The sequence below is a fragment of the Streptomyces sp. TRM49041 genome, from assembly GCF_008271805.1.
Taxonomy (GTDB): Bacteria; Actinomycetota; Actinomycetes; order Streptomycetales; family Streptomycetaceae; genus Streptomyces.
In genome coordinates this window covers 15531-29528 of the sequence record NZ_VSRY01000107.1, presented here as the reverse complement: position 1 = coordinate 29528, position 13998 = coordinate 15531, and the positions used below count along the sequence as shown (strand labels likewise).

Here is a 13998-nt window from a genome sequence, read left to right as displayed (position 1 = left end):
CACTGACGCGCTCGTCCCCCCGACGCGCGCGTCTACTCGCGCGGCCTCTTCTTGCCGTCCAGTTCGTCCCACCACTCGTCGGACTTCGGGTCCCCGGACGGGTCGTCCCACCAGCGGTCGTCCGGGCCCCGCCGGTTCGCCGCCCAGGCGGCGAGGGGCGGCAGCAGCATGGCCGCGAACGCCATGCCGACGGCGGCCTCCACGGACCACAGGCGCACAAACGCCCATGCGCTGACGAAGAGCGCCAGGCAGGTGCCCATCAGCACGAAGTACGTGTGCCGACGCCGTGCGTACATGGTTCCAGCGTAAGACGGACAAGGCCGGCAAGGCAGACAAGACCGAAGGGCCGCACCTCAAGTCCCGGAAAGCGTCCAACCCCCAGGAGGCGCGGCCCTTCGGCCGTATTGGGTGATGCCGTCGGTCAGACGGCGATCGCGACCTCGGCGAGGCCACCCGTCTGCACGACGACCGTACGGTCGGCCGTGCCGCCCGGCACCAGGGCGCGGACGGTCCAGGTGCCCTCGGCCGCGTAGAAGCGGAACTGGCCCGTCGCGGAGGTCGGGACCTCGGCGGTGAACTCGCCGGTCGAGTCCAGCAGCCGGACGTAGCCGGTGACGGGCTCGCCCTCGCGGGTCACCTGCCCCTGGATCGTGGTCTCACCGGGCTTGATCGCGGAGGCGTCGGGGCCGCCGGCCTGTGCTCCACACATGTCGATTCTGTCCTTCGGTCGCAGGTCGGGGCGGGATTACTTGTTGGCGCCGAGCTCGATCGGCACGCCGACGAGGGAGCCGTACTCGGTCCACGAACCGTCGTAGTTCTTGACGTTCGCCTGGTCGAGCAGCTCGTGCAGGACGAACCAGGTCAGCGCGGAGCGCTCACCGATGCGGCAGTACGCGATGGTGTCCTTCGCCAGGTCGACCTGCTCCTCGGCGTAGAGCGCCTTGAGCTCCTCGTCCGACTTGAAGGTGCCGTCGTCGTTGGCGTTCTTCGACCACGGGATGTTGCGGGCGCTCGGCACGTGGCCGGGGCGCTGCGACTGCTCCTGCGGGAGGTGCGCCGGGGCGAGCAGCTTGCCGCTGAACTCGTCGGGCGAGCGCACGTCGACCAGGTTCCGGTTGCCGATCGCGGCGACGACGTCGTCACGGAAGGCGCGGATCGAGGTGTCCTGGGCCTTGGCCTTGTACTCGGTGGCCGGGCGGTTCGGGACCTCGGAGCCGTCGACCAGGTCGCGGGAGTCGAGCTCCCACTTCTTGCGGCCGCCGTCGAGGAGCTTGACGCTCTCGTGGCCGTACAGCTTGAAGTACCAGTAGGCGTAGGAGGCGAACCAGTTGTTGTTGCCGCCGTAGAGGACGACGGTGTCGTCGTTGGCGATGCCCTTCGCGGAGAGGAGCTTCTCGAAGCCCTCCTGGTCGACGAAGTCGCGGCGGACCGGGTCCTGGAGGTCCTTCTTCCAGTCGATCCGGACGGCGTTCTTGATGTGGTTCTTGTCGTACGCCGACGTGTCCTCGTCGACCTCGACGATGACGACCTTCGGGTCGTCGATGTGGGCCTCGACCCAGTCGGCGTCTACCAGGACGTCGCTGCGGCTCATACTGTCTTCTCCTCCGGGGCAGTCTGCGGCGGGATGATGCGGATGGGGCAGGTCGCGCCGAGCGCTCTACGCGTATGAGGGTGCGGGGCGGCTACGGCACAGGGAAGGCCCTCTACGGACGAAGGGCCGAAAAACGCGGGGCTTCGAAGCCCCGCTCAGACAGTGCGACAGAGCATGGCGGCGACGCGGCACAGGTCTACTGCCCGCCGCTTCGTGAGATCCGCCTGTCGCTTCATCATGGGTCCGATCGTAGGGACGGACAGGCGGCCGTGTCACCGGCGTGTCGCATAGTGAGACGCGATCATCCGAATAGCGGGATGCGAACGCCCCCGGCACCGGCTCGGAGCCGGTGGGGCCGGGGGCGTTCCCGCAGTTCGTCTATGGTGCGGACATCAATGTCTCGCTATGTGGGCAAAGGGGGGTGGCAGGGCCCGTTCTCAGCCCGTCAGGACTATGTTCTGACCGCCCACGGTGACCGCGAGACCGTCCGGTGTCGCCTCGACCTTCTGGAGCTTCAGCCCGGCCGGGAAGCCGCTGACCTGCCGGTCGAAGTCCGTGCGCTTGCGGACCAGTTCCTCGATGCCGGGAATGCCGTTGCCGGGCACCTCGTCGGCCCGCACCCGGAGCGTGTCGCCGTCGACGACGCTGACCGTGGACAGCACGCTGCGCGTGATCTTCCGGCCCAGGACCTCGACGCTGCCGGTCACCTTGATCTTGCCTTCGCCGCCGTAGGCGAGGGTCACGTCGTTCTCGGACGCCTTCTGCAGTTCCTCGTACGCGATGCGGGCCGTGCCGGTGGCCGTGGCCGCGACCGCGCGCGAGTAGTTGTTCTCCAGCCGTACGTCCCGCAGCTCCGCGCTCAGCTCGCCGACCCGGACCTTGCGGCCGCCGGCCGTCGCCTCGACGCCGGTCATGGCGACGTCGACCTGGTCCAGTTCCTTGTCGAGGACCTGCGTCAGGAAGGGGAAGCCCTTGATCGAGACGTCCGGCGAACCGGAAAGGCCCTGATTGGCCTGAATGCGCTCGGCCGCCTCCGACTCGGCGGCGCTTACCGCCAGCCGGTCGCCGATGGCGAAGAGCCCGCCGAGGACGACGGCGATGATCAGCAGTATTCGCAGTGCTCGCATGGCTTCGGTGTCTTCCCCCGTGTTGTTCGTGCCCGGCCCCCGACGATGTGATTGATCGACGTACGGGGTTACTCATTGGTTCCCCCATCGCCTCGGACGTCACTCACGCCACACACGAGGTTCACCCTGGGCCGGGCCCCGTCACACCAGAGTGCGGCCGAGCAGGTACACGGCGGGCGCCGCCACCGCGAGCGGCAGCGCCACCCCCGCGGTCATGTGCACGAACCGCGACGGGTAGTCGTACGCGGCCACCCGCAGCCCGATCGCCGCGCACACACCGGCCGCGAAGCCCAGTACGGCGCCCTGCGCGCCGAACCCGGTCGCCGCACCGGCCGCGGCACCGGCGCCCGCACCCGCCGACAGCGCGACCACCAGGGAGGCCACGCCCGGCAGCGGGAGCGCGCGGGCGACCGTCGCGGCGGCGACCGCGAGGGCGCCCACGACGACCGCGTCCGGGTCTGCGGCGAGGAACCCGGCCGCGACCACGGCCAGGGCGGACGACGCGACCGTGGCCATCAGCCCGTACATCCGCTCCTCCGGCGCCGCGTGGCTGCGCAGCTGGAGGACGAGGACCAGCAGCACCCAGACGCCGAGGGTGCCGAGGATCGCGGCAGGCGCGTGTTCCCGGCCCGCGGCGAGCAGTGCGGCATCCGCGACGACGCCGCCCAGGAAGGCCAGCGCGATGCCCTGCCGGGCGGGCCACATGCCGTTGAGCCGGAACCAGCCGGCGGCGGTGACCGCCTGGAGCAGCACCAGCGGGACCAGCAGCCCGTACGGGCCGACGGCCGCGCCCACGGCCAGCAGGACGGCGAGGAGCGCGGTGAGCCCGGCGGGCTGGATGCCCGGGTCGATGATCGGCGACCGGCCCTCGGCCCGGGCGCGCTGGGCGTCGGTGATCCGGGCGTTGCCCATCGTGGTCGGCACGCTGTACTCGGCGGTGTCCGCGGGGGCTGCGGCGGCCGGGGCGGAGCCCTCGGGCTGCGGCCGGGCGTGCCGCGGGGCGTCGTACGCGTACGAGGGCGCCGGGGCCTGCCCGTAGGACGGCGACTGCCGCTGGTCGGTGACCGGCGGCAGATACGAGGTCGGCGCGTCGTACCCGGGCGCCTGCTGCTGTGCCGGTGCCTCCGGCGGCAGCGGGTACGCACCCGGAGCCTGCTGCGGTGGCAGGTACATCGTCGCGTCGGCCGGCCCCTCGTGCCCCGGCTGCCGGGCCTGTGCCTGGGCCTGGGCCTGGTCGTGCGGATGTGCCTGGGCCTGGGTGTGCGGATGGGCCTGGGGCTGGACGGCCGGCTGGTAGTGGGTGTCCCAGGTCTGGCCCTCCCACCTCTGGGCGACGTCGGGCTCCGCGTACGGGTCGTACGGGTACTGCTGATCGCTGCTCATGCTGTTCGGTTCACCCTCCTGCGAACGGCGGGAGCACCTCGACCGTGCCGCCCTCGGCCAGCCGTACCGTCTCATGTCCACGCTTGCCCACGGGGTCCCCGTCGACCAGGAACGAGCAGCGCCGCAGCACCCGGACCAGCTCGCCGGGGTGCCGCTCACGGGCGGCGTCCAGCGCCTCGGCCAGGGTCTCCGCGGCGTACGGCTCCTCGGCTGTACCGGCGGCGGCCTTGGCCGCCGCCCAGTAGCGGATGGTTCCCGCTGCCATAGGAGGGCTCCTTTCGTCAGGCTTCCATGATGGGCCACGCCGCAGACACCGGAGACGGCCCTGTGGACAACTCCGACGCGGCCCCCCGGGACGGCCCCGAGGTCAGCCACTCCCCGATCCGCGTCAGCAGCGCCTCACCGGCGGCGTTCTCGGCGTGCCCCATCCCCGGCTCCAGCCACAGCTCACCCGCCTCGCCCGCCGCGTCGGCGAGCATCCGCGGATGGTCGACCGGGAAGTACGGGTCCCTGTCCCCGTGCACGACCAGCAGCGGCGTCGGCGCGACAAGCGGCACCGCCTCGACCGGGGAGAGCGGTACGGGGTCCCAGTCGCGGTTGTGGATCCGGGTGCGGAACCCGTACCGGCCGACCAGCCGCCCGGCCCGCCCGGTGATCAGCCAGTGCACGCGCCGCATCGGGGCCGTACCCCGGTAGTACCAGCGCGCCGGCGCACTGACGGACACGACGGCGTCGGTACGTGCATCAGTGCGCCCCTCGTGCTTCTCCCCGTACAGCGCCGCGTGCCGGAGCACCACCGACCCGCCCATCGAGAAGCCGACCGTCACCACGCGCGCGTGGCCCCGCTCCCGCGCCCACTCCACCGCCGCCGCGACGTCGAGCACCTCGCGGTCACCGACCGTGGAGCGCCCGCCGGACCGGCCGTGACCGCGGAAGGAGAAGGTCACGACCGCCGCGTGCCGTGCGAGGACGGCCGCGGCGCGCCGCACCGCGGGCCGGTCGGCCGAGCCGGTGAAGCCGTGCGCCACGACGACGGCCGTGTCCGTCGGTCCGGCCGCGCACGGCTCGTACCGGGCCTCCAGCCGCACACCGTCAGGAGTCCGCAAAAACATACGCAAGGTTTCGCCCAGAGGGCCGCGCGTGAGCGATGAGACATCCACACTGTGAAACGGACCCTCTGTCCTGGAACTCATGTGAGCTATTCTGGCTGGCAGAGGATCCGGGCAAAGCAGCCCCCGGGTCCTTTTGTGTTTTCCCGCCGTTGTTACAGGCAGGTGAACAAAGGCTCTCAGGGCGCGGGAGCCGGCGTACGAAGCCGTACGAAGCAGTGCCGCAAACGTCCTCGCACGGACCGAGGAGGAACCGACGTTATGGGCGAGCTGATCGTGCACGACCGGACGACGAGCAGGACGACGACCCAGGCATGGGGGCACCCCGTGCCCGAGTTCCGTCGAGAGCTTGAGGGAGGGACGCGATGAGTTCCCTGCTCCTCCTGACGAACGCCCTGCAGCCGTCGACCGAGGTGCTTCCGGCACTCGGCCTGCTGTTGCACAACGTGCGGGTGGCGCCCGCCGAGGGCCCCGCCCTCGTCGACACCCCCGGTGCGGACGTGATCCTCATCGACGGCCGCCGCGACCTGCCGCAGGTGCGGTCGCTGTGCCAGCTGCTCCGCTCGACGGGGCCCGGCTGCCCGCTGCTCCTGGTGGTCACCGAGGGCGGTCTCGCCGCCGTCACCGCCGACTGGGGCATCGACGACGTCCTGCTGGACACGGCGGGCCCGGCCGAGGTCGAAGCGCGGCTGCGGCTCGCGATGGGCCGCCAGCAGATCACCACCGACGACTCCCCGATGGAGATCCGCAACGGCGACCTGTCGGTCGACGAGGCGACGTACAGCGCGAAGCTGAAGGGCCGGGTCCTGGATCTGACCTTCAAGGAGTTCGAGCTCCTGAAGTACCTGGCGCAGCACCCCGGCCGGGTCTTCACGCGCGCGCAGCTCCTCCAGGAGGTCTGGGGCTACGACTACTTCGGCGGTACGCGGACGGTCGACGTCCATGTGCGGCGGCTCCGCGCCAAGCTGGGCCCCGAGCACGAGTCGCTGATCGGCACCGTGCGGAACGTCGGGTACCGGTTCGTGGCGCCCGAGAAGGTGGAGCGCGCGGCCGAGGAGGCGCGAGCCGAGACCCGTGCCAAGGGCGCCGCGCCGGAAGTCCTCCGGATGGAGCAGGCCGACGAAACAGAGGAAGCCGCCGTACGACCTGCCCAGAGGTAGGTCACCCCGCGTAGACTGCCGCGCGTGGCCAAGGTGACGCGGGACGACGTGGCACGACTGGCGGGTACCTCCACCGCGGTCGTGAGCTATGTCATCAACAACGGACCCCGGCCGGTCGCCCCGGCCACGCGCGAGCGTGTCCTCGCCGCCATCAAGGAGCTGGGGTACCGGCCCGACCGGGTCGCCCAGGCGATGGCATCTCGGCGCACCGACCTCATAGGCATGATCGTCCCCGACGCGCGGCAGCCGTTCTTCGCGGAGATGGCACACGCGGTGGAGCGGGCGGCGGCGGACCGCGGAAAGATGGTCCTGGTAGGCAATTCGGACTACCGGGACGAGCGCGAGGTCCACTATCTGCGCGCTTTCCTCGGCATGCGCGTCGCGGGCCTGATCCTGGTCAGCCAGGGGCCCAGCCAGCGTGCCGCGCAGGAGATCGAGGCGTGGGACGCCCGCGTGGTGCTCCTCCACGAGCGGCCGGAGGCCATCGACGACGTCGCGGTCGTCACGGACGACATCGGCGGCGCACAGCTGGCGACCCGCCACCTCCTGGAACACGGCCACGCCTACGTGGCGTGTCTGGGCGGCGTGGAGTCGACCCCGGCGGTCGGCGACCCGGTGGCTGATCACGTGGAGGGCTGGCGCCGCGCCATGCGGGAGGCCGGCCGCGCCACGGAGGGGCGGCTCTTCCAGGCCCCGTACAACCGCTACGACGCGTACGAGCTGGCCCTGAAGGTGCTCTCGGGCCCGGACCGGCCCCCGGCCATCTTCTGCTCGACCGACGACCAGGCGATCGGCGTGCTCCGGGCCGCGCGGGAGCTCCGGCTGGACGTCCCGCGCGATCTGGCGGTCGCCGGCTTCGACGACGTCAAGGAAGCCGCCCTGACGGACCCGCCGCTGACCACGGTCTCGTCCGACCGCCCGGCCATGGCCCGCGCGGCCGTCGACCTGGTCCTGGACGACGGCCTCCGGGTCGCGGGCTCCCGTCGCGAACGGGTCAAGCAGTTCCCCTCCGCCCTGGTGATCCGCCACAGCTGCGGCTGCAACGGCGCGTAAGGGCGGAGCCCGGGCGGCGGGCCGTGCGGGAAGCCGTGCGAGGCTGTGCGGGAAGCCGTGCGAGGGCGGGAAGCCGTGCAAAAGGCTGTGCGGCTGCCGCGCGCGGGGCCTTACACCGGCCATACGCGGTTCTGTCGGGTCTCTTAGCGCGTCCTCAGGCTGCTCTCATCTACGGGCGCCACAGTCGTACCCATGACGGACCACCACCGCCGCGGCGACGGCGACCAGGGCCAGAACGAACCGCAGCAGTACGCCGGGTTCCACGACCCGGTCCACCAGCCGCCGCCCGCGTACCAGCCCGCCTACCAGCCCACCTACCAGCCCACCTGCCAGCACGCGTACCAGCCCGCGCCTCCGACCCGGCGCCGGGCGAAGCGGCCCGTCGGGCTGATCGCCGCCGTCGCGATCGCGGCCGCCGCCATCGGGGGCGGGGCGGGCGCGCTCGCCCAGCAGTGGGCGGGCGGGGACATCGCCACCGGCGCGTCACCCGTCGCGGGGACCACCGTCTCGCGGTCCAGCACCGGCACCGTCGCCGGCGTCGCCCAGGCCGTCTCCCCCAGCATCGTGGAGATCAAGGCCGCCTCCACCTCCGGGCAGTCCACCGGCTCCGGGGTGATCATCACCGGCGACGGCGAGATCGTCACCAACAACCACGTCATCTCCGGCGCCTCCGAGATCAAGGTCCGGCTCAGCGACGGCACCACCTACACCGCCGACGTCCTCGGCACCGCCCCGGACAAGGACCTCGCCCTGATCAAGCTCCGGGACGCCAAGGGCCTCAAGGCCGCCACGCTCGGCGACTCCGGCAAGGTCCAGGTCGGCGAGCAGGTCGTCGCGATCGGCTCCCCCGAGGGCCTCACCGGGACCGTCACCAGCGGCATCGTCTCGGCTCTCGACCGGGACGTCACCGTCGCCAAGGAGGACCGGGACAGCCCGCGGCAGCGCGACCCGCGGCAGGGGTGGCCCTTCGAGTTCGACGGGCGGCAGTTCAACGGCGACACCGGCTCCTCCAGGACCACCTACAAGGCCATCCAGACCGACGCCTCCCTCAACCCCGGCAACTCCGGCGGCGCCCTGATCAACATGAGCGGCGAGATCATCGGCATCAACTCCGCCATGTACTCGCCCAGCTCCGCCAACCGCTCCACCGCCGGCAGTGTCGGCCTCGGCTTCGCCATCCCGGTCAACACCGTCAAGGCCGACCTGGACGCCCTCCGCTCCGGTGGCGGCGACTGAGGCCGTGCGACGCTGACGTACATGAACACCACAGGTGAGCACGAGCGCATCCTCGTCGTCGACGACGAGCCCGCCGTCCGCGAAGCGCTCCGGCGCAGCCTCGCCTTCGAGGGGTACGGGACGGAGGTCGCCGTCGACGGCGCCGACGCACTCGACAAGATCGCGGCGTACGCGCCCGACCTGATCGTCCTGGACATCCAGATGCCCCGTATGGACGGGCTGACCGCCGCCCGCCGCGTCCGGGCGTCCGGCTCGACCGTGCCGATCCTGATGCTCACCGCCCGCGACACCGTCGGTGACCGGGTGACCGGACTCGACGCGGGCGCGGACGACTACCTGGTGAAGCCGTTCGAGCTGGACGAGCTCTTCGCCCGGATCCGGGCCCTGCTGCGCCGCAGCTCCTACACGGCCGGCAGCGGCGCGGCCCAGGACGAGCACGACGTGCTGGCCTTCGGCGATCTCCGGATGGACCTGGCGACCCGCGAGGTGACCCGCGGGTCCCGGCGCGTCGAGCTGACCCGTACCGAGTTCACCCTCCTCGAGATGTTCCTCGCCCACCCCCGGCAGGTGCTGACGCGCGAACAGATCCTCAAGGCCGTCTGGGGCTTCGACTTCGAGCCGACCTCCAACTCCCTGGACGTGTACGTGATGTACCTGCGGCGCAAGACGGAGGCCGGCGGCGAGCCCCGGCTGGTGCACACCGTGCGCGGGGTGGGCTATGTCCTGCGCGAGGGAGGAGGCGAGTGACGGGTGGTGGTCCCGTGCGGCGGTTCCGCGCGCTGCCGCTGCGCTCCCGGCTGGCGCTGCTGACGGCGACGGCGGTCGCGGTGGCGGTCGCGGCGGTGTCGGTGGCGGCCTGGCTGCTGACCCGCGCGCAGCTCCTCGACGAGCTTGACACGTCGCTGCGGAACACGGGGGCTCCCAGGGAGCAGCTGGCGGACGCGCTGGTCGCCTGCCGGACCGGGGCCACCACCTCCGAGGACGCGGCAAGGCCCGGGTTCGCGTACATCCAGCTGGTGGGGGCGGACGGCAGCCGCTGCGTCGTCCCGTACTCGCGCGCGGTGCAGGTGGGGGACGTGGACATCGCCGTGGCGAACGGCGCCCGGACGGATGCCCTGCACACGTCCAGGACCGACAGCGGCGAGACGGTCCGCGTCCGTACCGTGCGGGACACCTTCAGGGTGCCGGGCGCGGTCGGGCCGGTGACGGTCGCGGTGTCCGTGGCCCGTCCGCTCACCGAGATCGACGCGGCCCTCGACCGCCTGGCGCTTCTGCTGACCGCGCTCGCCGGCATCGGCGTCGTCGGCGCGGGTGCGGCGGGACTGTGGGTGGCCCGGGCGGGGCTCAAGCCGGTCGACCGGCTGACGGACGCCGTCGAGCACGTCGCCAGGACCGAGGACCTGACCGTACGGATCCCCGCGGAGGGCGAGGACGAGATCGCCCGCCTGTCCCGCTCCTTCAACGCCATGACGGCCGCGCTCGCCTCGTCCCGCGACCGGCAGGCGCAGCTGATCGCCGACGCGGGCCACGAGCTGCGGACACCGCTGACCTCGCTGCGTACGAACATCGAGCTGCTGGCGCGCAGCGAGGAGACCGGACGGGCGATCCCGGCGGAGGACCGGCGGGCTCTGATGGCGTCCGTGAAGGCGCAGATGACGGAGTTGGCGGCGCTGATCGGCGACCTTCAGGAGCTGGCCCGCCCCGACGCGGTCGCGCCGGGCCGCCTGGACGTGGTCGGGCTGCACGACGTACTCGGCACGGCCCTGGCGCGGGCGCGGCTGCGCGGCCGGGAGCTGACGTTCACGGAGCACGTACGCCCCTGGTACGTACGGGCGGAGCCGGCCGCGCTGGAGCGTGCGCTGATCAACGTCCTGGACAACGCGGTGAAGTTCTCCCCGCCGGGCGGGACGGTCGAGGTGGCCCTGGTGGACGGCCTGCTCACCGTACGGGACCACGGGCCGGGCATCCCCGCGGACGAGCTCCCGCACGTCTTCGAGCGGTTCTGGCGCTCCCCGTCCGCGCGGTCGCTGCCCGGCTCCGGACTCGGCCTGTCGATCGTGGCCCGCACGGTCCGGCAGGCGGGCGGCGAGGTGGCGCTGACGCCGATCGCGGCGGCGGAGGGCGGCGGCACGCGCGCGGAGATCCGCCTTCCTGGCGCGCCGACGCCACCGCCCGGAAGCCCCGGGTCGGTTGTGCCGCGGTGGTGACTCGGCCGCTCGCCGGGCGCGTCGGTCCGTAGCCATGAGTGGGAGTACGGCGCGCGCACGTCAAGGAACGCCAGGGACGCGGCGCCGCCCTGCGGAAGCGGGGCGGCGAGCCGTCCCGGCCCACCGCCCCGCCACCGGAGAAGACCCTTCGCCTACTCCACGACCGTGATCCGGCCCACCGCCGGCGGCGCGATCGGCGCGTCGGCCGACGAGTGCGCCCCGAGGTACGCCAGGAAGATCTCCAGGTCGGACGCGCCGACCAGCTTGTTCTTGCCCTCGGTGAACACCGGGAAGCCGTCGCCGCCACCGCCGAGGAACTCGTTCATCGCGACGCGGTACGTCTTGGCCGGGTCTATCGGCTCGCCGTTCAGCTTCACCGACGCGGCGTCGACGCGGGCGGCGCCCGACTGGGTGAGGTCCAGCGTGTAGGTGAGGCCCGCGGACACCTGGAGGATCTTCGGGGACGCCTCGTTGCGGCCGCTGACCTGCTGCTGGAGCGCGGTGACGACCTGGGCGCCGGTGAGGTCCATGACGTTCATCATGTTGGTGAACGGCTGGACGGTGTACGCCTCGCCGTAGGTCACGACACCGTCGCCCTCGCCCGCCGTGGAGCCCGCGTACACCAGGTCGGAACGGATACCGCCCGGATTCATGAACGCGATCTGCGCGCCGCCCTTGTCGGCCGGGGCGAGGCCCTCCAGCTGGGCGTCGGCGATCAGGTTGCCGAGCGGCTTCTCGTACGCCGACGAGCCGCGGCCGTCGATGTCGGCCGAGATGTGGCCGACCGGGCGGTTGGCGATCGGCGCGGCCAGGGCGTTCCAGTCCTCGATGAGCCGGGTCATGTCCGCGGCCTTGGGGACGTCACGCGTGACGACGTGGTTGGCGGAGGCGACGGCCGTACGGACGATGTCCTTGGTGGCCCGGTCGTACGTCAGCGTCGTGTCGGTGTAGAGCCGGCCGAAGGACGCCGCCGAGGTGACCGTGCGCGGCTTGCCCGCCGGGTCGGGGATGGTGCAGGCGTACGCCTGGTGGGTGTGGCCGGTGACCAGCGCGTCGACCTGCGGGTCGATGTTCTTGGCGATGTCGACGATCGGGCCGGAGATGCCGTCGCCCGGGCCGGGGCTGTCGCAGTCGTAGTTGTACGAGCCGGAGGCGGGCGCGCCGCCCTCGTGGATCAGGGCGACGATCGACTTGACGCCCTTGCGCTCCAGCTCCTTGGCGTACCTGTTGATCGTCTCGACCTCGTCGCCGAACTTCAGGCCCTTGATGCCCTCGGCGGAGACGATGTTCGCCGTGCCCTCCAGGGTCACGCCGATGAAGCCGATCTTGACGCCCTGCTTCTGCCAGACGAAGTACGGGTCGAGGAGCGGCTTGCCGGTCTTCTCGTGTGTGACGTTGGCGGCCAGGAAGGGGAAGTCGGCACCCCCGAACGGCTTGCCGTCGACATGGCAGCCGTCGGTCGGGTGGCAGCCGCCGTTCTGCATACGGGCGAGCTCGATCGCGCCCTCGTCGAACTCGTGGTTGCCGACCGAGGTGACGTCCAGCTTCAGCCTGTTGAGCGCGTCGATGGTCGGCTCGTCGTGGAACAGGCCGGAGATCAGCGGGGATGCGCCGACCATGTCACCGGCGGCGGCCGTGATCGACAGCCGCTGGCCCTTGCGGGCCTCGCGCAGATGCGTGGCCAGGTACTCGACGCCGCCCGCGTCGATCTGCTCGGTCGTGCCGTCCTCGTGGGTGTGGGTGACCCGGCCCGACGAGCCGGCCGGCGGCTCGAGGTTGCCGTGCAGGTCGTTGAAGGAGAGCAGCTGCACATCGACGGTCCGGCCGGAGGCCGCCTTCTTGCCGTACGTCCAGCCGCCCGGACCCGAGCCCTCCTCCGCCGCGCCGGCCGGCAGGGCCGCCACGAGCGCGCCCGCGGTGGCGAGTCCGGCCGCAGTGGCGAGAATCCGCCGCCCCGTGCGCTTCTTATGCCGTGTCGCTGACATCTTTCCCCTTTATCCCCTTGTGACGGCACGTGACCTCATGGGCCGTCACGCACGGCTGAGGCCATGGCCACTGGTCTGCCGAGCGCAGCCTAAGGTCAACGCGCGTAGCGCAACAGAGGGATCGGGTTACGACCTGGTTGCCTTCACCCGACAGGCGGCCGCGCGCCGCCGTAGGCTCGTACGCATGACGACTGACGTTCGCGCATCAGCCCCCGAGTCGGGCCGCCGGATCGAGACCCTCGACGAGCTCACCCCGGAGCAGGCCCAGGACGTCCTCGACCTCATCGCCGACGCCGCACGCACCGACGGCGTGCAGGCGGTCTCCGAACAGGGCCGACTCCAACTGCGCGGCGGCCGCCGCGAGGGCGTACGCCATCTGCTGCTCACCGTCTCCGACCGGCTCGTCGCCTACGCCCAGCTGGAGGACACCGACCCGGTCGAGGCCCCGGCCGCCGAGCTGGTCGTCGACCCCTCGCAGCGCGGGCGCGGCCACGGGCGGGCGCTCGGCTCGGCGCTGCTCGGCGAGTCGGGCAAGCGGCTGCGGGTCTGGGCGCACGGCGGCAAGTCGGCCGCCCGCCACCTGGCCCAGGTGCTGGGGCTCACGCTCTTCCGCGAACTCCGCCAGCTGCGCCGCCCCTTGGCCCCGCTGGACATCCCGGAGCCGGCCCTCCCGCCCGGCATCCGCATCCGCACGTTCGTCCCCGGACAGGACGACGCGGCCTGGCTCGCCGTCAACGCCGCCGCCTTCGCCCACCACCCGGAGCAGGGCACGCTGACCCAGCGCGACCTGGACGACCGCAAGGCCGAGCCGTGGTTCGACCCGGAGGGCTTCTTCCTGGCCGAGCGCGAGTCGGACGGCGCCCTCGTCGGCTTCCACTGGACGAAGGTCCACGCCGAGGAGCAGCTCGGCGAGGTGTACGTCCTGGGCATCGCGCCGGAGGCCCAGGGCCTGGGCCTCGGCAAGGCCCTGACCGCCATCGGCCTGCGCCACCTGGCCGGCCAGGGCATGCCGACGGCGATGCTCTACGTGGACGCGGACAACCCGGCGGCGCTGCGGGTGTACGAGGGGATGGGCTTCACGACCCACGAGGTCGACCTGATGTACCGCACGGAGACGTGAGGCCGGACCGCACCGCCGACCGGGCGC

15 protein-coding genes are annotated in these 13998 nt (G+C 72.1%); 6 read left to right on the top strand and 9 right to left on the bottom strand.

Annotated elements, in window-relative coordinates:
• Positions 1-32 precede the first annotated feature (32 nt).
• From FVS66_RS12880 to FVS66_RS12850, 8 genes are all read right to left on the bottom strand, one after another.
• Positions 33-296 (bottom strand): DUF3099 domain-containing protein, encoded by a 264-nt coding sequence (locus tag FVS66_RS12880; protein ID WP_149181327.1) that lies wholly within the window; start codon positions 294-296, stop codon positions 33-35.
• A 125-nt stretch (positions 297-421) separates the two neighbouring features.
• A complete protein-coding gene (locus FVS66_RS12875) occupies positions 422-709 on the bottom strand; it encodes a DUF1416 domain-containing protein (protein ID WP_149181326.1) in 288 nt (95 codons plus the stop codon).
• A gap of 36 nt (positions 710-745) precedes the next feature.
• Positions 746-1591, bottom strand: a complete 846-nt coding sequence (locus FVS66_RS12870; RefSeq protein ID WP_149181325.1) for a sulfurtransferase — start codon at positions 1589-1591, stop codon at positions 746-748.
• A gap of 155 nt (positions 1592-1746) precedes the next feature.
• The gene (locus FVS66_RS36805) at positions 1747-1827 is read right to left on the bottom strand and encodes a putative leader peptide (protein ID WP_350203226.1); all 81 of its coding nucleotides are present in this window, start codon (positions 1825-1827) and stop codon (positions 1747-1749) included.
• 201 nt (positions 1828-2028) lie between these two features.
• Positions 2029-2718, bottom strand: a complete 690-nt coding sequence (locus FVS66_RS12865) for a DUF2993 domain-containing protein (protein ID WP_149181324.1) — start codon at positions 2716-2718, stop codon at positions 2029-2031.
• A gap of 141 nt (positions 2719-2859) precedes the next feature.
• The gene (locus FVS66_RS12860; protein ID WP_399225453.1) at positions 2860-4176 is read right to left on the bottom strand and encodes a hypothetical protein; all 1317 of its coding nucleotides are present in this window, start codon (positions 4174-4176) and stop codon (positions 2860-2862) included.
• Positions 4112-4366, bottom strand: coding sequence for a MoaD/ThiS family protein (locus FVS66_RS12855; protein ID WP_149181322.1), 255 nt, complete (start codon positions 4364-4366; stop codon positions 4112-4114). Before FVS66_RS12855 ends, FVS66_RS12860 begins: the two co-directional genes overlap by 65 nt.
• A gap of 16 nt (positions 4367-4382) precedes the next feature.
• Positions 4383-5294: an alpha/beta hydrolase gene (locus FVS66_RS12850; protein WP_149181321.1), complete on the bottom strand. Its 912-nt coding sequence runs from the start codon at positions 5292-5294 to the stop codon at positions 4383-4385.
• Between the two features lie 281 nt (positions 5295-5575).
• On the opposite strand from FVS66_RS12850, the gene FVS66_RS12845 reads away from it, so the two are divergent.
• The 5 genes from FVS66_RS12845 to FVS66_RS12825 all read left to right on the top strand — a co-directional run bounded on the left by FVS66_RS12845 (position 5576) and on the right by FVS66_RS12825 (position 10866).
• The gene (locus FVS66_RS12845; protein ID WP_149181320.1) at positions 5576-6370 is read left to right on the top strand and encodes a response regulator transcription factor; all 795 of its coding nucleotides are present in this window, start codon (positions 5576-5578) and stop codon (positions 6368-6370) included.
• Between the two features lie 24 nt (positions 6371-6394).
• The gene (locus tag FVS66_RS12840; RefSeq protein WP_149181319.1) at positions 6395-7423 is read left to right on the top strand and encodes a LacI family DNA-binding transcriptional regulator; all 1029 of its coding nucleotides are present in this window, start codon (positions 6395-6397) and stop codon (positions 7421-7423) included.
• Between the two features lie 192 nt (positions 7424-7615).
• Positions 7616-8659 (top strand): S1C family serine protease, encoded by a 1044-nt coding sequence (locus tag FVS66_RS12835; RefSeq protein ID WP_149181318.1) that lies wholly within the window; start codon positions 7616-7618, stop codon positions 8657-8659.
• A 21-nt stretch (positions 8660-8680) separates the two neighbouring features.
• The gene (locus tag FVS66_RS12830; RefSeq protein WP_149181317.1) at positions 8681-9406 is read left to right on the top strand and encodes a response regulator transcription factor; all 726 of its coding nucleotides are present in this window, start codon (positions 8681-8683) and stop codon (positions 9404-9406) included.
• Complete coding sequence (locus FVS66_RS12825; protein ID WP_262386964.1) at positions 9403-10866, top strand: HAMP domain-containing sensor histidine kinase; 1464 nt, start codon at positions 9403-9405, stop codon at positions 10864-10866. Before FVS66_RS12830 ends, FVS66_RS12825 begins: the two co-directional genes overlap by 4 nt.
• Before the next feature lie 152 nt (positions 10867-11018).
• Here the strand turns inward: FVS66_RS12825 and FVS66_RS12820 are convergent, their stop codons facing one another.
• Entirely contained in the window at positions 11019-12851 is a 1833-nt protein-coding gene (locus tag FVS66_RS12820) for a bifunctional metallophosphatase/5'-nucleotidase (protein ID WP_149181316.1), read from the bottom strand.
• Between the two features lie 184 nt (positions 12852-13035).
• On the opposite strand from FVS66_RS12820, the gene mshD reads away from it, so the two are divergent.
• Positions 13036-13971, top strand: coding sequence for a mycothiol synthase (gene mshD, locus FVS66_RS12815; protein ID WP_149181315.1), 936 nt, complete (start codon positions 13036-13038; stop codon positions 13969-13971).
• Positions 13972-13998: the final 27 nt, after the last annotated feature.